The organism is Streptomyces sp. NBC_01257, from assembly GCF_035917255.1.
Classification (GTDB): domain Bacteria; phylum Actinomycetota; class Actinomycetes; order Streptomycetales; family Streptomycetaceae; genus Streptomyces.
In genome coordinates this window covers 9,058,038-9,080,047 of the sequence record NZ_CP108472.1, presented here as the reverse complement: position 1 = coordinate 9,080,047, position 22,010 = coordinate 9,058,038, and the positions used below count along the sequence as shown (strand labels likewise).

Genomic DNA, 22,010 nt, shown 5'->3' with positions numbered 1-22,010 from the left:
CGGTCACCTCTTCCTGGCCGTGGCTTGGCTGACGGTGTCGCGATGCTGACGCATCAGTACGTCGAGGCGCGGCGTGAGCCCGTCGATGACCTCGCGGATGCCGACCTGGCCGAGGAAGGCGCGCGGCAGATCCTGACCGAGCAGCTGCTCGACCTGGTTCCAGTTCGTGGTGACGTCGTAGGCGTGCCCGCCGGCGAGCTTGCCGGCCAGGATGTTCCGGACGATCCCGAGGTTGGCGGGCGGCGGCTGGAAGGCGCTGCCCGCGCTGCGCCGGGCCGGATTGTTGCGGCCGGCCTTTGCGTAGATGTCGAGCGCACCGGTACTGGTCAGTGTCTTGAGCAGCTTCCACGCGAGGTCGAGCTCGGCGCCCTCTCGTACCCCCGATGGAATCGCGAAGCCGGTCCCCGAGACGCGCGGCGTACTCCCGGCGGCACCGGCGGGGAACGGGATGACGTCCCAGTCGAACTTCGCCTTACGGGCGTTGACCACCTGCCACGGCCCGTTCTGCAGGAACGCGACGTTGCCCTGCAGGAAGTTCGACAGCGAGTTCTCGGTGACGAGGTTCTTGATCGGCGGTGTGACCTTGTCCTTCACGAACAGGTCGATGACGAACTCCAGCGCCTCCATCGCCCGCGGCTCACCGAGGATGCTCCGGCCGCCGTCCGCACTCATCACGTTTCCGCCGGCGCAGTAGATCCACGACACCAGGTCGCCGATCGCCGGCGCACAGGTGAAGCCGTACTGCTCACCGGGTTCGGTGAGCTGCTTGGTGAGTTCGCGGAACGCTGCCCATGACATCGGTTCGGTGCGTGACGGCAGGGGAACGCCCTGCTTCTTCAGGAGGTCCTTGTTGTAGTACATGACGGTCGGCGCGACATCGAAACCGATCGCGTACGTCTTCCCGTTGAAGGTCGAGATCCGCTGACTGGTCTCATAGAAGTCGTCGAGCTCGAAGTCGGGGTCGGCGGCGATCAGGTCGTCGAGCGGGCGGTGGGCGCCGCGGGCGGCGTACGTCGGGATGAGGGTGCCGTTGAGCGCGGTGACCAGGCTCGCGGTACCGCTGACGAGTTGCAGATCGAGCTTGGTCGAGTAACCGCTCGACGGGGTCAGAGTGGCGACGGAGCGCACGCCGAGTTGCTGCTCGACATACGTGCCGAAGTCCTCCCAGACCTTCATCTCCTCGGCGCTGCTGGACCACATGGACCAAGTCGCCCTGCCGGAGGTCGGGGCGGACGAACAGCCGGCTGCGGCGAGTCCGAGGCCGGCGAGGCCGCCGAGCTCAAGGAAGCTGCGGCGGGACAGCTTGCTGATCATGGTTCTCCTCAGCGATAGAGCAGGTTGATCGACTCGGCGCGAATACGCTCCTCGTCGACCTCGACGCCCAGTCCAGGGGCTGTGGGGACCGTCGCGACGGCCTTGGTGATGGTCAGCCCGTCGACGTACAGATCGGTCAGGAGTTCCGGCCCGTTGAGTTCGGCGGGCAGAGCGAGCTCGAGCTGACTGAAGACGTGCAGTGCGGCGGCGAACGCGATTCCGCAGTCGGTGAGACCGCTGGCCAGGATCTCCAGACCGCCGGCGAGCGCGGTCTGGGCGGTCTTCAGGGCGTTGCGCAGTCCGCCGGACTTGCAGACCTTGATCACGACCAGGTCCGCCGCGTCCAGCCGCATCGCACGCGCCAGGTCCTGGGCGGAGAAGCTGCCCTCGTCGATCGCGATCGGCAGGTCGATCAGCTCACGCAGCCGGCCCATGGCGAGCGTGTCGGTGCTCGGCACGGGTTGCTCGACACAGTGGATCGTCCGGACGTGCGCCGTCCGGTCCAGGAGTTGTCTGAGCGCGGCCGGACGGTACGACTGGTTCGCGTCGAGCCACAGCGGTCTGCCGTCGGCGACTTCGGCGGCGGTCTCGATCGCCGCCGTGTCGGCGTCCAGATCACCACCGATCTTGATCTTGTATGCCGAATAGTCAGACGACTGAAGTACGTGCTCGCGGACCGCGGCCCGGTCGCCGACACCTATCGCCGAACAGAGCGGGATCTCGTCGTACACCTTGCCGCCGAGCAGCGCGTGGACCGGAACGCCCGCGAGCTTGCCGGCCGCGTCGTGCATCGCGACGTCGACCGCGGCGCGGGCGAACGGGAAGCCGTTCGAGACCGCGGGACTGAGACGCTGGGCGGCGCGCCGTTGGAAGAGCTCGACATCGAACGGTGTGAGGCCGAGCAGGATCGGCGTGAGATGACGGCGGATCACGACGGCCATCGTCTCGGCGGTCTCGTAGCTCCAGCTCGGGAGTGCGCGCTGCTCTCCCCAGCCGACCACGCCGTCCTCGGTGGTCAGCTTGACGAAGATCACCGCCGCGGACTGGTCCGGCGCGGTGCCGGGTGTGCCGACGGCTCCGCTGCCGAGCACGAAGCGGCGGGCGAACGGGACGGCGACGGGGAAGACCTCGACCTGGGTGATGCGGGACATCTGCGGTCCTTTCAGGCGCTGATCGACCAGGCGGCCGGGTCGACGAAGCTCGGTCCGCGGGTGCCGTCGGCCAGCCACTGCAGGGCGTCGCGGAGCACATAGCCAGCGAGCGCGAGGTGTCCTTCGGCGGTGTCGCCGGCTATGTGCGGGGTGAACAGGAGGTTCGGGGCCCGGAGGACGGTCGCGTCGAACGTCGTGGGCTCGGGGTCGTAGACGTCCAGGGCCGCATAGATCCGGCCGCCGAGTGCGTGGTCCAGGAGTGCTTGCTGGTCGATCGCGGGGCCGCGTGACGAGTTGACCACGACCGCCCCTTCGGGCAGGTTCTCGATCAGCTCGCGGGTGATCATGCCCTTGGTCTCGGGCACGTTCGGGACGTGGATGCTCAGGAACGGACTGTGTGCGGCGTCCTCGAGCGTCGTCGTCCGTACGCCGAGTTCCTGCGCGCGTGCGGGCGGCAGGTACGGGTCGTAGACCGCGATGTCGCAGCCGAACGGTTGGAGCATGGCGATCAGTGCGCGGGCGGTGCTGCTCGCGCCGATGATCCCGACCTTGGCGCCGGCCAGCTCGTGGCCGCGGTACGCCGTCTGCTTCCAGCCGCCGGACCGGATCGCGCCGTCGAACCGCGGAAGCCGGCGGGCGAGGGTCAGCAGGGCGCCGAGGCAGAACTCGCCGACCGACCAGGCGATCCGCTGACCGGCAGAGAAGACACCGACGCCGTGGTCGAGGACGACCGGGTCGATCAGGTGCTTCACCGTGCCGGCCGCGTGCGCGACGACCTTGGGGCCCTGGCCTCCGGCCCACAACTCCTCGCCGAGCTTCGGCGTACCCCAGCTGGTGAGCAGGACGTCGGCGCCGGCGGCCAACTCGGGCAGGGCGGCCGGGTCGAGAGCAGGAGGGTTACCCGCCCCGGCCGGGCCCGCCGTGTGCCTGTCATCCGCCCAGACGACCTCGAAGCGTTCGTCGAGAAGCCGGCGCGTGGCGGTGTCGATGACATCGGCGGCACGTTCGGGTGAGATGAGGGCCGCGAGTCGGGGGTTCGGCACGGGAGCTCCTTCGGGTTGGCGTGAATCTGAAGGTAGGCGCCTTCCGTCATGCAGGTCCAAGCCCGTTTTCGCATGAACCGATACCGTGCGCGCATGGATTTCACGCTTCAGCAACTCCGTGGCTTCATCGCCGTCGCCGAAGAACTGCACTACGGGCGGGCGGCGCAGCGCCTGAACCTGACCCAGCCGCCGCTGACCCGCCAGATCCAGGCCCTTGAGCGGATACTTGATGTCCGACTGTTCGACCGCCCCGGCCGCGGGGTCCGGCTGACCGCGGCCGGCGGAGTGTTCCTGGAGCACGCCCGCCGCGTGCTCGCGCTGCTGGAGGTCGCTCCGGAGGCGACCCGGCGCGCGGCCGACGGGACGACCGGGACACTGCGGCTCGCGTTCACCGCGATCGGCGCGTACGCCGTACTCGCCGACTTCCTGACCTTGGTCGCCGAACGGACGCCGGGTGTGACGGCGGAACTGACGGAGCTGGTGAGTCCCGCGCAGTTCGAGGCACTGGCGAATCTCGATATCGATCTCGGGCTGGTGCGGCCGCCGATCCCGGAGAGGTTCGAGTCGCTGCTGGTGCACTCGGAGGACCTGGTCCTCGCCGTACCGGACTCGCATCCGCTGGCGTCCGGAGAGGGGCCGGTGTCGCTGACCGATGCCACCGCCGACTACATCGGGTACAGCCCGGAGGGCTCGCAGTACCTGCACGACATCTGCGCGGCGATGATCGGCATGGACCGGTACGCCGTGAGCCAACTGGCTTCACAGGTACCGACGATGCTCGCGCTGGTGCGTGCCGGACTGGGATGTGCGCTGATCCCACGGTCGATCACGGCGATGCGGGTCGAGGGCATCCGGTACCGCGAACTGGACGCGGCCGACGCGCATTCGGTGACGCTGCACGCCTGCTGGAGCCCCGACAGCCCGAACCCGGCGCTGCGGCGGCTGGCCGAGGCCCTGCGCGAGGAATAGCCGGAGCTGCCCTGCGATCCGGTCCGCATGCGTCGGCTCGGCCGTGGCTCCTGGGCTCGGCTGCGTGCAGTTGCCCCGCTTTTCCCGTCAGGACCTCGCGGTCATACGGAACGCGTAGCCGCAGGGGTGGGAGCGGCCTCGGGCAAGCCACCGACCGTTCGCCGCGGCAGTGAGTGAGTGTCATCACGAGTCGAGGCGCAGTCGTCAGCGCGGCCGGGCAAGGTGTGCCGCCAACGGCGTCAGCGACGCGGGAGCACCTTGCGCGGCGCCAACTGCGTGGCGCGGACCGCGAAGTCCGCGAGCCCAGGATCGGGACCGGGAGCACCGGCAGCAGAATCAGTGCCGGGCCGTGTGCACGCCGTTGCCCGGTCTGCGGGCCATGGCCCGGCCAACTGTCCCTTCAGTCAAGGTCGGACATGTCGAGCACGAAGCGGTAGCGGACATCGTTTCGCCGGAGGCGGTCGAGTGCCGTGTCCACCTGTGACGACGGGAGTACTTCGATGTCGGCGGCAATGCCGTTGTCGGCGCAGAACTGGAGCATCTCTGCTGTCGCCGGGCGGCCTCCGCTGCCCGCGGAACTGAGCTTCTTGCGGCCGATGAGCAGGTCCATGGCCTCGACGGTGACGGGGCCCAGGTACCCGAGGAGGCTGAGGGTGCCGTCCATCGCCACCAGCTTGAGGTACGGCGCGAGGTCGTGAGGGGCGGAGATGGTATCGATGACGACGTCGAAGGTGTCGCGTGCCGAGGCCATGAACCGGGCGTCGGTGGAGTCGATGAGGTCGTGAGCGCCGAGCTTGCGGGCGTCGTCACGCTTGTCCTGGGATCGGCTGATGACAGTCGTGGTGGCGCCGAGTGCCACGGCCATCTTGACTGCGAGGTGGCCGAGCCCGCCCAGCCCGGCCACAGCGACGCGACTGCCGGGGCCGACGCCGAGGGAGTGCAGGGGTTCCCACACAGTGACGCCGGCGCACATCAGCGGGGCCGCCCCATCCGGGTCAAGTCCGGCAGGGAGCGGGTAGGCGAAGGCATCGCGCACGACGTACTCGCGGGAGTAGCCACCCAGGGTGGTCGCCCCGTCCTGCCGGTCAGCGCCGCCGTAGGTCAGCGTCGGGAAGGAGTGGCAGAAATTCTCCTGTCCGGCTTCGCACATGGCGCACTCGCCGCAGGAGTCGACGATGTTGCCCACCGCGACGCGGTCGCCGATCGAGAAGGTGGTCACGTCGGGGCCGGTCGCGGTCACCACACCGGTGAATTCGTGACCAGGCACCAGGGGCGATCCCGCTTGCTGGTCGTACGCCTGCAGGGCATGCAGGTCGCTGTGGCACACGCCGCAGTAGTCGACCTGCACCGCGATGTCATCCGGGCGCAGGTCACGGCGCTCCAGTGACGTGCGCCGCAGCGCAGTCGGTCCGGCCGCCTGCCATCCGGTGGTCGTTCGCATGGTGACTCCTTAAACAGACTGTTCGGTCTGCCAAAGACTAGGCCCGGCCGCCCGCCAAAGCAAACCAACTGTTCTGTTTGGTAGGCTGTCGGCATGCCGGAACAGCCCCAGACCTCGCGAGGCGCCGCGACGTATCAGCGCATCCTGGACGCCGCCACCGAAGAGTTCGCGCAGCACGGCATCGCCGGGGCACGCATCGAACGCGTCGTGAAGGCAGCGCGCACCAACAAGGCACAGCTCTATGCCTACTTCGGCGACAAGGAGCGGCTCTTCGACGCGATCTTCCTCAGTTCGCTGGAGCGCATCACCAACGTCGTGCCGATCGACGCCGACGACCTCGCGGAATGGGCCGTTCGTCTCTACGACGAGTACCTGCGCCGCCCCGACCTCATCCGGCTTGCGACCTGGACACGGCTGGAGCGCCGGCCTGCCGGGCACCTCGTCGAGACCCACCAGCACTACGACGACCGCAAGCTGGCGGCCATCGCCGAGGCCCAGGCCGCCGGGCGGATCCGCGCGGGTGACCCCTTCGACATCATGGCTATGGTCATCGCCATGTCCATGGCCTGGTCACCGGTCAGCAACGTATATGCGGCCAGCAGCCAGGAACCCGATGCCGTACATGACCAGCGCCGCGCGCTGCTCCGCGGCTGCGTCCAGAGCGCCACCGCGGCTGGTGAGGGCGGCACGTCCCCTTCGTGAGCGTCACCGACATGCCGGATTGACCGAAGATGACCATCGAGTCGGGACCCACCGGAGCGGACAGCGCCTCATCGGATGCGGCAGTGCCGTCCAGGCGGCGCGTCTTGGGGAGTGGTGGAGCTGCGCGAAGGCCCGCTCCGCCACATAGAGCAGCCTTCCCATGCCTTTGATGGTCGGGGGCGCCTCTGCGAGTGATCTCGAACAGATGCTCATCCGTCGTTCAGCCTGGGCGGCCGATGAGACGTGTCAGTGCCTCCGAGGGCCAGCAGAGCCAGTTGAACAGGGGGTGGGTGAGGACGAAGTAGTGGGCGCTGACGAACCCCCGCTGCTTGTCGAGGATGTGCGGGGCGCCATCGCGGTACACGTAGCGGCGGTAGCAGCGGTTGATCGGCGCTCCTGATATCAGCAGCACCGGTGAGACTATGAGGATGGCCAGCGAGATGAGCGCCTTCACGGCCCTGAGCTTGGCTCGCTCGGACCGATTCCCATATCGCATGCGCTCAGTGTGCTGACCCCGGTTGACGTTTGTCAGCGTGTTCAACGGGTTGGGTGGTTGGCGGGACGGCCATATCCCTTACCGGCGACCGCACTCGGCCCACGCTATGACGGTGGCGGGCGCTTGTCCCTTGATTTCGCGGACGGCTCCAGGCCGGCGTGGACCAGCCGTGCGATGAGGTGATGGGGAGGGTGCGACCGTCCTCGGACGAAAGAGATCGACGGGTTGGTCAATGCGGATGGCCGTGTCCTCAGAAGCGGTCAGCCAGTGGCACGCTCGTGGAGCGGCCGGGCACCGGAGTTGTCACCAAGCAGGTCTCTTGTCTCGCGCCACCTCGTCGCGGAGCAGGCTGTAGCGCACCACGTCCCGCCACTGCCCGTCCCGGAACACGAAGCTGCGCAGCACGCCCTCGCGAATGAAGCCCGTCTTTTCAAGCGCGCGCTGCTCAGCAATGTTTCCCGTCTCCGTGTCCGCCTCGAGCCTGACCACCGGCGTGTACGCGAACAGGTACCGCGTCAGCAGCCGTTGAGCCTGGGGGCCGACACCTCGGCCACGGGCTTCCGGCAGCAACTGGGCTCCGATGTTCCAGCAGTACGAGCTCCTCGATGTCGTGACCTTCCGCCATGCCACGAAGCCGAGCCGGTCGGCACTGGTCACCACCATCAGCTGACCGCCTTCATCGCTCAGCAGGCCGTCTTGCGCCCAGCGCCGCCGCCAGCGCCCCGGATCTGACCAGCCCAGCCACTGAAAGGGCCCGGTCGCCTGCGGTTCTGTCAGGAACCGCTCAAGCACTGGCAGATCGTCCTCGGCCACTGGACGCAGTTGCAGGGCATCGTCAGTCATCGAGCCACTCCAGGACGGCCACTCATCGGTACCGGGTCAGGGTAGGGCCCGTCGATGCGCTTCGGATCGGCTCTCCCACTCGGTGCCCGCTCTTGCCACATGCTGCCGCCGGCCCCGGCCGTGCTCGTGGGGTCAGGCGTGCCAGGCGAGGTAGGGACCGAGCACCAGCAGGCTGGCTACCAAGGCGTACTTGAGCCGCTCGGCCGGCACGGCGTGGGCGATCCGCCAGCCGATGAGTACCCCTGCCAGTTCCGGTACGCCGACCACGGCCGCCAAGGCCCAGTCCACAGACCCGTGAGCCACGTAGGCCACTGTGCCGACGCTCGCGATCACGATTGACTGTGCCTGGGCCGCGGCAAGCGCCGCAAGGACCGGCATGCCGGACACGACGAGGAGGGGAACGGACAGCATCGGGCCGCCCAGCCCGAACAGGCCTGCCGCGACGGACACCACCAGGCCAACCACCGCCACGCGTACGGCCGGCACCCGGCCTGGCGCCGATGCGTCGCCGCGCCGTTCCCGCGCATCGCGCACCCACACGAGAATCCCGCTCACTGCCACCGCGGAGGCCAGCAGGATCCCGAACCCGTGGCTCGGGACAAGAGTGTTGAGCAGGACGCCCAGTGGTGCGCCGACCAGCGCGATCCATGCCAGGATCGCCGCGCAGCGTCGGGTCTCCGCCTCGCGCAGCTGGCCGGAGCGGGCGTACGCGGCCGTGCCCAGCAGGCCCGTGGCGACATGCGTGACGATGGCGGTGCCGGCCACCCCGGCGGGCGTAAGGCCGGAGAAGAGGAAGAGGCCGATGGTGGGCAGCACTCCCCCGGGTCCGAGTGCGGTGATCCCGATGCCGCCGAGCAGTCCGGCTGCGGCAAGGACCACGAGGTGCAGAACGTCCATGGTCATGCCCGCTCGAGCACGGTGTGCAGGGCGAACCGGTCGCCGCGCACTCGCAGCGACTCGAGGTCGACGGGACGGCCGTCCGCGAGGCGGGTGAGACGGTCGATGGCGAAGAGAGCGGATCCGTTCGGGATACCGAGCAGTTGGGCGGTGTCCGGTTCGGCGGTGACGGCGTGAACGGTGATCTCGGCACTGCCGAGGCGCACGCCGCTGTTCTCCTCGATGAGCGCGAACAGGTCGCGCCACGCCAGGTCGAGTCCCAGCAGCGGGCCGCCGATGTCCGGCGCGAGCCAGGTCGAGTCGAGCGAGAGAGGGGAACCGTCGAGGTGGCGCAGCCGCTCGATGTACACAGCAGCGGAGCCGTCGGGAAGCATCAGCCGTTCGGCAACGGCCGGAGGTGCGTGCTGGACCAGGCGAGCCTCGCGCACCTCGTTGGTCACAGTCCCGTACGGGGTGAGTTCCTCGGCGAGACCGGTGAGGCGGCCGAGTCCGTGCCCTGCCTTGCGTGCGGTGACGAGCGTGCCGATGCCGCGTCGCCGCGTCACCAGACCCTCGTCGCGCAACAGGTCCAGTGCCGCGCGCACGACGTTGCGCGTGGCGCCGAGGCTGCGGCCCAGTACGCGCTCGTCCGGCAGTGTGCCGCTCTCGTAGTCGCCTTCGACGATCCGCTGGCGCAGGACATCGGCGACACGGCGCGCACGCACCGCCCTGCCGTTGGCCTCGTCTGTACTGCTCGACCGGGCATCGGTCATGCTCCGCCTCCTTCCAAGACGGAGCGACCGTACCCAACCCAAGGTTTCGCCGAAGTTACGCCACCCAACCTGACCTGCATGAACGTCTGACCTGCGACGACATCCCTGCCCCCCGCCGCAACGCCGGCCGGCCGCCGGACGGAGGGGACGGAGCGCGGGATTCGACCCGCTTCTCAGCGAGGCGCAGTTCAGTCTGCTGCGAGCGGCTTGGGATGCCACGTGATCATGATCGCCGGTAGCTCATCGGCATTCACTTGGCAAGAAGGGGCGGCAGGCGCAGGAGGAAGCGCACAGGGGGCGCAGAACCAAAGCGTGGTCCCACTAGGCGATGGGCACCGGATGTGCGGAAAGGTCGATGGTGAACGCCACCCGATCAAGTCCTGGACCGTCGTAGTCCGGCTGCACGGCTGAGGCCGCGAAACCGAGCCGCGCGTGAAATGCCCGCGACGCGACGTTCTCCGGGCTGGTGATGCAGTGCACGTAGCGGCGCCCGTGGGACTGAGCGAGTGTGAAGAATGCCCGGTAGAGGGTGCTCCCGATGCCCTGACCATGCAGTACGGGGTCGACACCGACGAAGTGCACGTAAGCGGTGTCGGGCTGTGCCGGCGACAGGAAGCCGACCAGGAAGGCGGCTATCTCGCCAGTGTCGTGCTCGACGAGAAAACTGGTGGTGGTGAAATGCTGGAAGTACAGCCGGGGCAGAAGCAGCGCCCGTTCGGCCGACCCTGCCTTCCCCTTCAGGCCACCCCACCAAGTGTCCAGTACGGCGTGCACCCGGAGATGGTCTTCGTTGGCGAGATGTCGAGCCGTCAGGCCGGCGGGAAGATCGTCGATCATCTGTTCAGTCTGCCATCCGTCCGACGGGCTGCGCGGGTCCGGACGGAGATGCACAACAACTCACGAACCGGCCCCTCAACCTTGTGCCGCTTGTGGCTTCCACTGAGCGGCAGCCCGACGCGCCACAGCGGCCTGAAGGAAAGGCGAGTTGGCGGGTCGACCTGGCCGACGCGATCCTCCCGCGTCACGACCACATCATTGCTGCCCTGCCTCGCGGGCCGGGACCGCGATCCACCACACAGCCGAGACGGGGCCGGTCTCGTCGGAGCACGCCAAGGGTCCCGTTCGCAGAGGCGGCCGGGCTGCCGAACGAGCGCCACGGTGACCGCCGATTAGAGGTCGGACAGGCGTCGGCCGGAACGCAGGTCGCCGCCCGGACCCCTCTCTGCCGACGGTCACCGGCCTCCGAGACGATGAACCGCACGCGTCTCGGGCCGGGACCGCCCCTTCATCGACGGGCACCGGTGCGGTCTCCCCCGACAGCGACGCTCCGCTCACCGCGGCTGTCGCGGCACTCAGATACCGCCGGAGATCGACTCGCGGACCCCGCCCCGGCAACTCGTCAAGCGTCGCTGACTGAGCCTCAGGCCGACGGTCATCCGGTACCGGGGACTGCCCTGTGGCGGCCGCCCGAGGTGGTCACAAGTACCGGCGGATGGGCAGAACGGCCACCTCGCGGGCACGTTGTGCCAACGAGCGTTTCTTCCATCGGCCGCGGCTGATCTGTTCGCTCAGGGCCACGTCCTCATCGAAGTGCCCGTCCAGCGTCGCTGTGAACTCCTGGTCCAGGACGGCGAGCATGACCTCTTCGTCGTGGTCGAGAGAGCGCCGGTTGAAGTTCGTCGATCCGATCAGTGCGGCAACGTGATCGACGGTGATCACCTTGGCGTGCATCATCGTCGGCTGGTACTGGAAGATCTTGACCCCGCAGGCGGTGAGGTCCTCGTAGAAGTGCTGACCCGCCAGCTGGCAGACCCGCTTGTCGGTGTGCGGGCCGGGCAGCAGGATCTCCACCTCGACGCCGCGCCGGGCGGCCGCGCAGAGGAGCTCTATGAAGTAGGTGTCGGGTGCGAAATAGGCGGTGCACAGCCGGAAGCGTTCCTCGGCCGATTCCAGCATGACGCGCATCAGAGTCTGCATGTCCTGCCAGCCGAAGCTGGCTGAGCCGCGCACCACCTGAACGATCGAGTTGCCCTGCGGGCTGTGCTCGATGAAGCGATCGTGGTCGTCGAAGAGGTCGTCGTGGCACTCGGCCCAGTTCTGGGCGAACGCGGCGGCGATCCCGTCCACGGCCGGGCCCCGGACCTGGACGTGGGTGTCGCGCCACTCGTGCTCGTTGCGCGCGTTGCCGCACCACTCCTCCGCGATCCCGACACCGCCGGTAAAGGCCGTCCCTTCATCCACGACCAGGACCTTGCGGTGACAACGGTGGTTCTGCTTCAACGGCGACAGGTACAGCGGCTTGCGGAACCATGCCACCTGCACGCCGGCCTGTTCCATCGCCTCAAGCTGCTCGGCCTCGATGAGCCGGCTGCCGAAGCCGTCCAGCAGCAGGCGCACCCGTACGCCCGCACGGGCGCGTTCGGCAAGCGTCTGGGCGAACTGGCGGGCGATGTCGCCCTTCCAGTAGACGAACGTCATCATGTCAACCGTGTGCTGGGCTGATCGGATGCCGTCCAGCATCGCCGCGAAGATCTCGTCCCCGTTCCGCAAGGGCACCAGGGCATTGCCTTCGGTGGCCGCGATGCCTATCAGCCGCTCCAGCCTCCGTCTTATCCGTGTGATGCGCTCCTCGGCCGAGGCTCTCGTGCGAGCCTCAGGAAGAGCCTGGGGTAGTTCCGGGGAATTCTGTGTAGTGGTCATAGCCTCACCTGGCCGGCACAAAGATCGGAATGGGGTACCGTACACAACCCGGTCCGGCGCGGGCTGAGGCAGCCCGCCGACTGTACGCCTGGGCCGCGTCCGCATGGGACGGGCCTGCTGGCCACACCGGACACGCCGAGCTCCTGCCGTGACCTTCAGCCCTGCCTGTGTCAGGCGGTGAGCATCGGCTCGACGGCAAACCCGGTGGTCCACATCTGCCCGGCGAACGCCACATCAGCGGGAGACGCCGCAGGACAGGCGCCCTCGATGTGCAGGGCGGGCTCCCGGAGCACTCGAAGCGAGTCGCGATGGCGACGGCGACGGCGACAAGCAGTTGCTGACCGGTCGCCAGGACGGCTTTGCGGGCGGTCGGCCTGGAAACCCCACGCCCGGCGCAGGTCCGGGCGATCGGCACTCGGTCGACGGCCACGCTCTTCAGCGCTCAGACCACCGCTGGGGCGTCAGTTACTCCCTCGGACGGCAGCCACGGTCGGTCGCGCCTTGACGCCAGACCCACCCGCAGCCTCAACAGCGGACCGGCGGAACCGGCGGTACGGGCGGATGCGGAACGAGCAGGCTCGTGGCCGTCGGCCCAGCGGGACGTGCACCAGACAGTGCAGCACGCTGCGCCCGGATTCTCCCGTCTCGGGCCCAGCCCTGGTCGCCGAGACCCGTGATCGTCCGGCGGCGAACGGGCGTATCAGGCGCGGTCGTGGAGGGTGATGTGGTAGCCGTCCGGGTCGGCGAAGGTGAATGTCCGGCCGAAGGGGCCGTCGATCGGTGCGGAGACGATGGTGCGGCCGTCGGCGACGAGAGCATCGTGGATGGCCTGGACGTCTGTGGCACGGAGCCAGATCGCGGCGCCGATGCCGGGCTGGGCAACGGATGTGAGATCGGTGCCGGGAAGGACGTCGCGGAGTGCGAACGCGATCGGCTTCGTCTCGAAGACGACGGCGTGCGGCGGTCCGGCCTGTGCGCGGACGAGGCCGAGGTACTGCTCGTAGAACGCCTGCGAGGCGTCGAGGTCGCGTACCTGGAGCGAGATGAAGTCGGGTCCGGTGGCGGGCATGATGATGCTCCCTCTAGTCCATGTCAGATTCCTGACATACGTCAATGTATGTCAGACTTCTGACATGAGTCAAAAGGGTGTCGGTGTCGATCTGGACAAATCGCTGGGCTACCTGCTGAAAGAGGCTTCGAGTGCCCTGCGCGCAGCCATGGAAGAGGTGCTACGGCCGCTGGGCATGAGCGTGACGCACTACTCCTGCCTGGAGCTGCTCGCTCAGCGACCGGGCCTGTCGAACTCCGAGCTCGCGCGTGGCGCGTTCGTGACCCGGCAGTCGATGAACGTACTGCTCCAGACCCTGGAGCGCGACGGCTACGTGATCAGGCCCGCCGAAGCGGCCGTCGGCAAGGTTCTTCCCGCCCGGCTCACACCCAGCGGCCGACGGAGCCTGGAGAAGGCGACCGCGGCGGTCCGGTCCGTCGAGCTGAGAATGCTGGCCGGCCTCACCGAGACCGAGCAGTCAGGCGCGTTCCGAATCCTGCAGAGCATGACCCGTTCCCTGCGTGACGGCAACGACGACGCATAGCTTGCCCTTTGGCGTACAGCCCGCCGCGCCCGGACGGAAGCGCAGCCGAGCGCGGGCATCCATGCAGGCCACCTCGAAACCCGGCAACCCCCACCTGACCCCCACCTGCCGCGATGAGCCTCGAACCAGCGACAAGGGGTGGGGGCCAGGCAGGGCGTCGTTGCGGACGGCATCAAGCAGTCCCCATGCGGGCATCCGCCGCGCCCGAGGTCGCAATGGGCACCTCAACGCACTCTTCAGGGGGTGGGAGCAGTGAGGTACCGCTGGATCGTGGGGCCGAGCCAGTCCACGATCTCCTCACGGCCCAGCGCCATACTCGCCGGGAACTGCAACACGTAGCGCGTCAGCGCGAGCCCCAGCACGGTCGAGACGCACAGCGCCGCCCGAGCCTGCGCCTGCTCCGGTTCATGGCCCAGCCTGCGAGCCAGTGGGATCAGCTGCTCGCGCAGCACGCTCTGCATGCGATCGGCGGCGGCCGGGTCGGTGGCACCGACCCGCATCAGTGCGGTGAGCTCCCCGTTCCCCTCCCACAGGGTGAGGAAGTGGCGCACCAGCGTACTGCCGATCTCCTCCCGCGGTTCGAGGGGCAGACCCGGCAATCCGGGATCGATCGCGACGGCCGCCGCGAACAGGCCCGCCTTGTTGCCGTAGTAGCGCATCACCATCGACGGGTCGATCTTGGCGTCGTGCGCGATGGCCCGGATGGTCGCCTTCTCGTAGCCGTCCGCCGCGAATCGCTCGCGGGCCGCGTCGAGGATCGTTGCGCGGGTTACGTCGGAACGCCGCGCGGCCTGCTGGTTCTCCGTGGTGCCGGTCATGCCAACAAGCATAGGCCAACACGTGTTGACAGTCCAGATTCAGGGCTCTACGTTTGCCAACACAGGTTGACCAACACCAGTTGGCAAACGGACGTTGGCAAATTTGCGGTCGTTGGCGGCCGACATCGGCGACGCCCGTTGAGTGCCCGTCAGATCCGCCTCGTACCACCGGCGCCGAGCAGTAATAGGCGGCGCCGGGTCCAGTACGGCGATGGCCGCCCGCAGTGCCGTGGGACAACCGACAGCGAGAGGAAGTAGCAAAAATGACCAAGCTGCAGAGTCTGGACCCGATCACACCGATGTTCGCGCAGTTCCAGGAGGAGACCGGGCCCATCGTCCTGGCCAACACCTTCCTCGTCCCGGAGGAGAGGACCGAGGCATTCCTGGACCTCTTCCGGAGGCAGGCCGCATTCATGAGGGCTCAGCCCGGATTCGTCTCCCTGCAGATGCACAAGGGAACGGCGGGCAGCCGGCTTCTGATGAACGTCGCGGTCTGGGAGTCGACCGCGGCGCTCGCCACGGCGCTCGGCAGCCCGGAGTTCCAGCGCATGGCGGCCGAGTTCCCCGACGACATCGTGTCGTACCCGCACATCTTCGAGCAGATCGACGCGTGACACGGCAGCCGCAACCGGACGAACGCAACCGGAGAAACCGCGCCCTCCCTCAGCCGTTCACGCATCCGCACAATGCCGGGTCACCAAGTCGGCCGAGCAACCCATGACGCGTAACCCCGTTACGCGAAACCCGTTACGCGTAACGGGGTCCCGACAAGGAGCCTCTGTGGCTGTGGAGCTGAATCACACCATCGTCCCCTCCCGTGACCCACAGGCCTCGGCGCAGTTCCTGGCCGAAGTCCTCGGCCTGAGTGTCGAACCGCCGGCGGCGCATTTCACTCCAGTCAGATTGGCCAACCAGGTCAGCCTGGACTACGACCGGTCGGACGACTTCGAACCCCACCACTACGCATTCGGGCTCAACCAGCAGGAGTTCGATGCCGCCCTGGTCCGCATCCAGCAAGCCGGGATCGCCCACTACGGCGATCCTGCATGCCAAGAGGCTGGGGAGATCTATCGCAGCAAGCGCGTCGAAGGCCGCAGGGGCACGTACCTCCACGACCTTGACGGACATCTCATGGAGATTCTCACCACGGGCGGCGCCGGGGCATAAGCCGGACGGCGTCCCGCGGATCACGCCTTCGCCGGTGATTGCGGAATCGTGTTCACAGTCGCCGGCGAGGCCGCGATGCGCGGACAGCCATGTCACTGCCTGACCCTCTGTCGCAGCGCAGCACTTCGCAGCACTTCCGATCTGCGGGGTACGGACACCGCTGACGGTCACGGCCAGGAGCCGGCCGCCCGGTCGGCCAGACGCCCGGCAAGCCCGCAGCGGCATCGACGAACCGGCAGACCAGCACGGTCGAAGATGCCCCGGCCAGGGCGACACCGTCCGCACCTCCGGCACCGGCCCACGTCATGGCTCGCCATCGGCGGCCCAGCTACGCCTGCCTATGAACCCTTCCACTCCAGTCTGAACATCGAAGGAGAAGCATCATGTCGCTGAAGAACGTCACCACCGTCCTGGCCGCGGCCTGCACCCTGTTCGTCGTCTACCTCGGACTGTCCTTCATCCTGGCCCCGGAGGCGTCCACCCCCGGCGTCGGCCTGCCGAGCTGGCCCGCCGGCGATGGCGGCGGCTTCCTCATCATGAAGGGCACCCGCGAACTGGCCATGGGTCTGGTCCTCGGCATCCTGCTGGCGACGGGCCACCGCCGCGCCCTGGGCTGGGTCCTGCTGATGGAGGCCGTCGCCCCGTTCGGTGACATGATCAACGTCTTGGCCCACCACGGCTCGTACTCGGCGGCGTTCGGCATCCACGGCCTGACCTCTGCACTGATCGCGACTACGGGCCTGTTGACCCTCCGCGAGACGAGTAGCGCTCGCCAGGCCCCTGCCCCGGCACCCGCCGCACAGCCCGTCTGACAGCGCATGCCCCAAGCGGTGGCCCGGCCATATGGCGGTCGGGCCACCCCTTCCCTGTCAGCGACCGGCCGGGGTGATCCAGGCGGTCTGGCGCCTGGTCCACGCGCTGCCTCGTCCACGGTGGACGGCCGTCGCCGCACCACCGCCGGCAACTCCTGACGGGACGGCTTCAGATGCTCATCGAACCAGTCCGCGAAACCACCATCGCTTGAACACACTTCGCCGCATACAGGCTTTGCAGCATGGACAGTTGAATCTCGCGCACCAACTGCCTTCACCCTAAAGGGAATTGCCTACAGGAAGTAAACACGGCAACCACCTTGACGGGGTCAGTCACCGTGCCGGACAGTCGTGCACAAGGTTCTTGAGAGCGCTCTCAACCGGGTTCGGAACGCGGCTGCAGACGCTCTCGCCCCTCCCCCCACCCCCCACGAAAGCAGCCCCCATGTACAGGATCGCTGTCTTCAGTGAATCGCCAGGCCCCACCCCCGGCCCCGGACATCGCACCCGTCGACGTCTGCCGGTCACGCTCGCCGCGCTCGCACTCTGCCTGCCACTGGCCGGTCTCATGGGCCCGGCGGGCCCCGCCGGGCTCTCCGGTACCGCCGCGGCCGCAGAACCGGCCGCGAGCGCCGGTGCGGCCGACGCCGACTGGACCACCATGTTCAGGGACGACTTCGACGGCGCGAGCGGAACAGGACTCAACAGGACCGACTGGCTCTACGACATCGGCACCAGCTACCCCGGCGGCGCCGCCAACTGGGGCACCGGCGAGATCGAAACCTCCACGGACTCGACCGAGAACGTCTACCAGGACGGCTCGGGCCACATGGTGATCAAGCCCATACGGGACGCCTCCGGGCACTGGACATCCGGCCGGGTGGAAACCCAGCGCACCGACTTCGCCGCGCCGGCGGGCGGACAGATGCAGCTCAGCGCCTCCCTGAAGCAGCCCGACCCGGCGAGCGGGCTCGGCTACTGGCCGGCCTTCTGGGCCATGGGCGCCGACGCCCGGCCGACCGGCGCCACCAACTGGCCCAGCATCGGCGAGCTGGACATCATGGAGGACGTCAACGCACTCAGCCAGCACTCCACCACCTTCCACTGCGGCCAGTGGGCCGGCGAGTGCCACGATCCCGACGGGATCAGCAGCGGACTGCAGGCCTGCGACGGCTGCCAGTCCGGCTACCACACGTACTCGGTGATCGTCGACCGCCGGAACACGGCGGCCGAGCAGTTGCGGTTCTACCTGGACGGTGTGCAGACGTTCGCGGTGAACCAGAACGAGGTCTCCGACGCAACCTGGAAGGCCGCCGTCGACCACGGGTTCTTCGCCATCTTCGACGTGGCGATCGGCGGTTCGTATCCGGACAAGGTCTGCGGCTGCACCTCCCCCTCGGCCGATATCACCTCCGGTGCGGGGATGAGCGTGGACTGGTTCTCGGCCGAGGTGAGCGGATCCTGAACCGCGACGTGCTCGGATCGGGAGCCGGTTCCGGCGCGGCCGAACCGGCTCCCGGCGGGACTTCGCAGGCCGAGCCGGTGTGGCGCCTGGTCCACCGTGCACTACCGGTCTCGGCAGTGGCGGTACACCGGTGTCTTCGAGGCCCAGGAGGACGAGCCCGGGGCAGCAAGCATGATCCTGCCTAAGAGCCTTCATCTTCGCTGGGGGCGACCGGGAAGGATGCCTCCTCGCGGCCCGTGCCGTCGGTGATCCACCATCTGTTCCCGCCGAGCAGAGTCAGTTCTGCGCGGCCGTCGCCGTCCCAGTCATGGACGGCGAAGAGCATGCCACCATCGGGGCCGTCGTCACCCGGCACGGACCGCTTTGTGGAGTGCCAGGGCTTCGATCCGAGCCCGTGCTCGGAGCCGCCCCGCAGCACCTCGATCCGCGCGTCCCCCGCCTCCTTCTTCTTCGTGAGCTGTACGGCCAGGTCGTCGCAACCATCGCCGTTGAAGTCCCCGACAGCGAGCCCGGCGCCGAAGCCCTCCTTGAAGTCGCCGCCGTCCATGGTGACCCATTTCCCCGGCTCCTTCCCGTAGCGGACGCTGACCTGGCCGCGCCGATGGGGTGTCTCGACCTCGTCGTAGCTGTCGACGAAGCTCCGGCCGATGGCGATGTCCTGGCGCCCGTCGCCGTCGAAGTCGCCGAAGACGATGTTCTCGCCCTCCGGCAGCCGCTCGGGTTCCGTGCTCAGGCCGCCGGCGGTACGGGCGCCCCCGGTGAACAGCAGGGGCGGATCCCACGGAGAGCCGTAGAGCGCGAGATCGGTGGCACGGTCGTCGTTCGCGTCCCCGGCGACCAGTACAGGTGACGCGCCCTCGTCGACCGGGCTGGGGATCTCCACGGTCCTGACCGGGGCGCCGGAGCGCTTGAACGGTCCCTTGAGGACGACCAGTTCATGAGCCTCGTTCGAGTCTCTGAGCACCGCGAGGTCGATGTGGCCGTCCCCGTCGAAGTCGCCTGCGACAGGCGCGGTGTGGTAGCCGGTGCCCGGCAGCGGCACACGCCCGTGCGCTCCGCCGACCCGCGGGCCCTTGGGACCTCCCCACAGGACCTGGGCGGCGCCGCTCACGACGAGGTCGGCGTGGCCGTCCTCATCCAGGTCGGCGACCGTGGGCTGCAACGGGTCGTCGCCCGTCTGAACGTCGTGCGGCACACCGAGGTCGTCGTGGGCGAAGACGGTCGTGCGGTCGGGGTCAGGGCCGTGCTCGGAGCCGGGCACGACGAACAGGTCGAAGTTCTCCGTCTCGGAGACCTCGTGCACCAGATCGACGAAGCCGTCCCCGTCGACATCGGGGGTCGCGGGCGTGGCCTGGCGCGCGGAATCGACAGCCCGGCAGGGGCTGTTGGGCACGGCACGCGCGCCGCCGGTTGGCCGAAGGACGAGGAACGCCACCACCGCCACCGCTACGAGGAAGGCAGCCACGGCGTGCCACATGCGCAAGTGACGGAGGAACGGACCGTCTGCTGTCGGAAAGTGCATCACTCCACTTCACGGGCGTGGACGCGGCCCGCACAAGGAAGCTGATCATTTCGTTACGGGGGTGATGCACGACGGTCCTGCCCCCTTTGCGGCCCACCAGTGCGTACGGCGGTGAGCCAGGGCCTCTCCGGGCCCGGTCTCGGCATCGTCCGGGGAGCGCCGCGGGCTTCGATCTGTGACAGCAGGACCGAAGCGGATCGCGGTGCCCGTCGCCGACACCGGGGCCGGGGCAGTCGTCAACGTCGCGGGCTGTGCGCGGAAGGCCGACGATATGGATCTGGATCTGGGCCCAACGCTTAAGACAGCGCCCCATACGGCGCGTTGGGATGGCCCGCCTTCATCGAGAGTCGGCGGTGGGACTGGATTGTGCCGACCGGACTGTCTGAGCTCGCGGCGCCATTGTTGCGGGTCGAGCGCCAGCCGCACTATCCACTGTTTCAAGATCGTGTTGTGAGGCCAAAGGGCCAACCTCGATCGGCGTGAGGAAATTGCACTGGCGGCAGGGGAAGTTAGAGCATTCACATGCTCCTCCCACGCGCCCGCGCCCCCATCCTCCGCTCGGCCTATCGAATGCCGCCTGAAGCGCGTCCGCCGTGGCGGCTATGACAACCGCCTCCCCCTGGGCGTCCGCAGGAAGACGAAGACGGTCGCCCTCATGGAAGACCAGGGTGGCACCGCTCTGGGGCACGATCGAGGCCTCCAGGGCTGCTGCCAGCCGAGCAAGCACGCCGAGCATCGCACCGCGGGCGAAGTGCGTCGCCGTCACACACAGCATCCCCGCCTCGTTCAGGGACTCGTGGTAGAGGTCCGCCTCACCCCCGTCCTCCGCGCGGAGCTGGGAGAAGCCCTCATCGAGACCGCCCGCCACCACGTACGGTTCCGTCACCTGTCGGAGCCGTTCGACATCCAGAGCAACAACCTCACCGTCCACGAACCGAAGGATAAAGATGCTGTAACTCACGGGCACACTTTGCCATCACCATCATCCGCCGCACAGGCCCCGGCATATCCGATGCGCCCACCGCCACGACCTGCACGTACGCCGAAAGGCGCCTCCCGGCGACTCCAGATCAGCCACGGTTTGCGTGCGTCCAAGAGGCCGGCAGGCAATCACGCCGCCGCGTAGCTTGCCCGGAACAGTTCCTGGCTCTTCGCATGCGTCCGTGCGAAAGCCGTCAGGCGATGCCCGCCTCCGTGTCGCGCTCGACGAGCCGGGTCTGCTGAAACCGCCCTCGCCGCGCCGAAGCGGCCCCACGGCCGCCCGCCGAGCCTGCCGCCCCTCGCGACTGTGTAGTGCGCCGGGCCTGACGTGTACGCGGCGTTCTATAGTCGCCCGGGTCGACCGTTTTCATGGGGGGGGGGGTCCGGAACACATGCAAGCCACGAGATCACTGGCCGGCGTCCTGCTGAGCATCGTCGCCGCGCTGTTGCTCAGTGCCTGTGGGACCCAGCGAGCCGGGGCGCCCTCGACGGCGGGAACGCCGCACTGGCAGACGTTCGGGCCGATCCGCGCGACCGCCGCCCGGCTCTCCGGCGGCGGGCGCGCGCTCAGCGTCGACGTAGAGGTACCCGGCAAGGGCAAGACCTGTGCGCGCAAGCTGAAGGCGGTCGTGACCTCCACGTCGGAGCGCACCGTGTGGGTGCAGGTCACCTTCTCCACCCTTATCGGCGACCCGCACGCCGACTGCTCGACGACCGCACCCGGCACCGCGAAGGTGCGACTGCCGTCCGCGCTCGGCCACCGTGAACTGGTCGTGGACAACGACACGACGTTCACCGCGGACGACGCCGACCTGCCCGACCTGCGCCTGTGCGGTGACCGCGGCTGCCACCCGGCACCCACCGGCTGCACCGCCGCCTCCTACGACCAGGCGGTGGCGGCGCTCGACGTACCGAACCACACCTCCCGCGGCGAGGAGCACTGCGATGGGAAGTGGCTGGTGTTCGACGTGTCCTCGCGCATGGGCGCGGCCTGCGCCGAGGGCGAGGCGCCGGGATGTGGGGCGAGACTCGGCGACCGGTGGTTCTTCCGTGCCGAGAAGTCGGGCTGGGTGCCTCTCGCACGCGGCACGAAGGCCGGCTGCGCCGACGTGCACCGCGTCGAGCCCGCTTTCCCGGCCGCGCTGTGCGCCGATCTGCCCGGCCTGCAACGCTCGAACTGAGCACCGCAACGAGCCTGTTGCACTACACATCCTGAAGCCCAGGCACACACGGCGGACCCGGGTACCCAGGCCCCTTTCGAGAGCGCCGTGGGGTCGGCTGGAATCGTCGTCCGGCCGATCATGTGCGGAGCGGAACGGTGAGGACCATCGCTTGGTCGTCTGAG

The 22,010-nt window shown here is 68.5% G+C and carries 22 protein-coding genes; 8 read left to right on the top strand and 14 right to left on the bottom strand.

Translation table 11 applies throughout. The annotated features are described in order from the left end of the window. Window positions 1-3: 3 nt before the first annotated feature. Genes OG408_RS39515 through OG408_RS39505 form a run of 3 tightly spaced genes read right to left on the bottom strand, consistent with a single transcriptional unit; the run spans window position 4 to window position 3,508 of the window. Window positions 4-1,314 (bottom strand): ABC transporter substrate-binding protein, encoded by a 1,311-nt coding sequence (locus OG408_RS39515; protein ID WP_326674333.1) that lies wholly within the window; start codon window positions 1,312-1,314, stop codon window positions 4-6. Between the two features lie 8 nt (window positions 1,315-1,322). After that, window positions 1,323-2,465, bottom strand: a complete 1,143-nt coding sequence (locus OG408_RS39510) for a mandelate racemase/muconate lactonizing enzyme family protein (protein ID WP_285567926.1) — start codon at window positions 2,463-2,465, stop codon at window positions 1,323-1,325. 11 nt (window positions 2,466-2,476) lie between these two features. After that, on the bottom strand, window positions 2,477-3,508 hold the full coding sequence (locus OG408_RS39505) for a hydroxyacid dehydrogenase (RefSeq protein WP_326674331.1): 1,032 nt from the start codon (window positions 3,506-3,508) through the stop codon (window positions 2,477-2,479). Window positions 3,509-3,601: 93 nt separating this feature from the next. Here OG408_RS39505 and OG408_RS39500 point away from each other — a divergent pair, with 93 nt between their 5' ends. Next, window positions 3,602-4,477: a LysR family transcriptional regulator gene (locus tag OG408_RS39500; protein ID WP_326674329.1), complete on the top strand. Its 876-nt coding sequence runs from the start codon at window positions 3,602-3,604 to the stop codon at window positions 4,475-4,477. 400 nt (window positions 4,478-4,877) lie between these two features. Here the strand turns inward: OG408_RS39500 and OG408_RS39495 are convergent, their stop codons facing one another. Continuing rightward, a complete protein-coding gene (locus OG408_RS39495; protein ID WP_326674326.1) occupies window positions 4,878-5,918 on the bottom strand; it encodes an NAD(P)-dependent alcohol dehydrogenase in 1,041 nt (346 codons plus the stop codon). Between the two features lie 93 nt (window positions 5,919-6,011). Here OG408_RS39495 and OG408_RS39490 point away from each other — a divergent pair, with 93 nt between their 5' ends. Continuing rightward, complete coding sequence (locus OG408_RS39490) at window positions 6,012-6,620, top strand: TetR/AcrR family transcriptional regulator (protein ID WP_285567933.1); 609 nt, start codon at window positions 6,012-6,014, stop codon at window positions 6,618-6,620. A gap of 220 nt (window positions 6,621-6,840) precedes the next feature. On the opposite strand, the gene OG408_RS39485 is transcribed toward OG408_RS39490, so the two are convergent. From OG408_RS39485 to OG408_RS39455, 7 genes are all read right to left on the bottom strand, one after another. Then, window positions 6,841-7,116 (bottom strand): hypothetical protein, encoded by a 276-nt coding sequence (locus tag OG408_RS39485; RefSeq protein WP_285567935.1) that lies wholly within the window; start codon window positions 7,114-7,116, stop codon window positions 6,841-6,843. A gap of 303 nt (window positions 7,117-7,419) precedes the next feature. Then, window positions 7,420-7,959 (bottom strand): GNAT family N-acetyltransferase, encoded by a 540-nt coding sequence (locus OG408_RS39480; RefSeq protein ID WP_326674325.1) that lies wholly within the window; start codon window positions 7,957-7,959, stop codon window positions 7,420-7,422. A 132-nt stretch (window positions 7,960-8,091) separates the two neighbouring features. Further along, window positions 8,092-8,862, bottom strand: coding sequence for a sulfite exporter TauE/SafE family protein (locus OG408_RS39475; protein ID WP_326674324.1), 771 nt, complete (start codon window positions 8,860-8,862; stop codon window positions 8,092-8,094). Continuing rightward, complete coding sequence (locus OG408_RS39470) at window positions 8,859-9,608, bottom strand: GntR family transcriptional regulator (RefSeq protein WP_326674323.1); 750 nt, start codon at window positions 9,606-9,608, stop codon at window positions 8,859-8,861. Before OG408_RS39470 ends, OG408_RS39475 begins: the two co-directional genes overlap by 4 nt. 321 nt (window positions 9,609-9,929) lie before the next feature. Further along, on the bottom strand, window positions 9,930-10,445 hold the full coding sequence (locus tag OG408_RS39465) for a GNAT family N-acetyltransferase (RefSeq protein WP_326674322.1): 516 nt from the start codon (window positions 10,443-10,445) through the stop codon (window positions 9,930-9,932). Window positions 10,446-11,084: 639 nt separating this feature from the next. Then, the gene (locus OG408_RS39460; protein ID WP_326674321.1) at window positions 11,085-12,308 is read right to left on the bottom strand and encodes a phospholipase D-like domain-containing protein; all 1,224 of its coding nucleotides are present in this window, start codon (window positions 12,306-12,308) and stop codon (window positions 11,085-11,087) included. 700 nt (window positions 12,309-13,008) lie between these two features. After that, complete coding sequence (locus OG408_RS39455; protein WP_326674319.1) at window positions 13,009-13,377, bottom strand: VOC family protein; 369 nt, start codon at window positions 13,375-13,377, stop codon at window positions 13,009-13,011. A gap of 64 nt (window positions 13,378-13,441) precedes the next feature. Here OG408_RS39455 and OG408_RS39450 point away from each other — a divergent pair, with 64 nt between their 5' ends. Next, window positions 13,442-13,900, top strand: a complete 459-nt coding sequence (locus tag OG408_RS39450) for a MarR family winged helix-turn-helix transcriptional regulator (protein WP_285567948.1) — start codon at window positions 13,442-13,444, stop codon at window positions 13,898-13,900. 236 nt (window positions 13,901-14,136) lie between these two features. On the opposite strand, the gene OG408_RS39445 is transcribed toward OG408_RS39450, so the two are convergent. Then, window positions 14,137-14,718, bottom strand: coding sequence for a TetR/AcrR family transcriptional regulator (locus tag OG408_RS39445; RefSeq protein ID WP_326674318.1), 582 nt, complete (start codon window positions 14,716-14,718; stop codon window positions 14,137-14,139). Window positions 14,719-14,981: 263 nt separating this feature from the next. On the opposite strand from OG408_RS39445, the gene OG408_RS39440 reads away from it, so the two are divergent. From OG408_RS39440 to OG408_RS39425, 4 genes are all read left to right on the top strand, one after another. Further along, the gene (locus OG408_RS39440; RefSeq protein ID WP_285567952.1) at window positions 14,982-15,332 is read left to right on the top strand and encodes an antibiotic biosynthesis monooxygenase family protein; all 351 of its coding nucleotides are present in this window, start codon (window positions 14,982-14,984) and stop codon (window positions 15,330-15,332) included. Between the two features lie 166 nt (window positions 15,333-15,498). Continuing rightward, on the top strand, window positions 15,499-15,885 hold the full coding sequence (locus OG408_RS39435; protein WP_285567954.1) for a VOC family protein: 387 nt from the start codon (window positions 15,499-15,501) through the stop codon (window positions 15,883-15,885). Between the two features lie 383 nt (window positions 15,886-16,268). Next, window positions 16,269-16,697, top strand: a complete 429-nt coding sequence (locus tag OG408_RS39430) for a DUF4267 domain-containing protein (protein ID WP_326674316.1) — start codon at window positions 16,269-16,271, stop codon at window positions 16,695-16,697. Between the two features lie 445 nt (window positions 16,698-17,142). Then, the gene (locus OG408_RS39425) at window positions 17,143-18,162 is read left to right on the top strand and encodes a glycoside hydrolase family 16 protein (protein ID WP_285567958.1); all 1,020 of its coding nucleotides are present in this window, start codon (window positions 17,143-17,145) and stop codon (window positions 18,160-18,162) included. 181 nt (window positions 18,163-18,343) lie between these two features. On the opposite strand, the gene OG408_RS39420 is transcribed toward OG408_RS39425, so the two are convergent. Both OG408_RS39420 and OG408_RS39415 read right to left on the bottom strand, forming a co-directional pair. Beyond that, the gene (locus tag OG408_RS39420) at window positions 18,344-19,684 is read right to left on the bottom strand and encodes an FG-GAP repeat domain-containing protein (RefSeq protein WP_326674315.1); all 1,341 of its coding nucleotides are present in this window, start codon (window positions 19,682-19,684) and stop codon (window positions 18,344-18,346) included. 337 nt (window positions 19,685-20,021) lie between these two features. After that, the gene (locus OG408_RS39415; RefSeq protein ID WP_326674314.1) at window positions 20,022-20,645 is read right to left on the bottom strand and encodes a hypothetical protein; all 624 of its coding nucleotides are present in this window, start codon (window positions 20,643-20,645) and stop codon (window positions 20,022-20,024) included. 412 nt (window positions 20,646-21,057) lie between these two features. Between OG408_RS39415 and OG408_RS39410 the strand changes: the two genes are divergently transcribed. Next, the gene (locus OG408_RS39410; RefSeq protein ID WP_285567963.1) at window positions 21,058-21,846 is read left to right on the top strand and encodes a hypothetical protein; all 789 of its coding nucleotides are present in this window, start codon (window positions 21,058-21,060) and stop codon (window positions 21,844-21,846) included. Window positions 21,847-22,010: the final 164 nt, after the last annotated feature.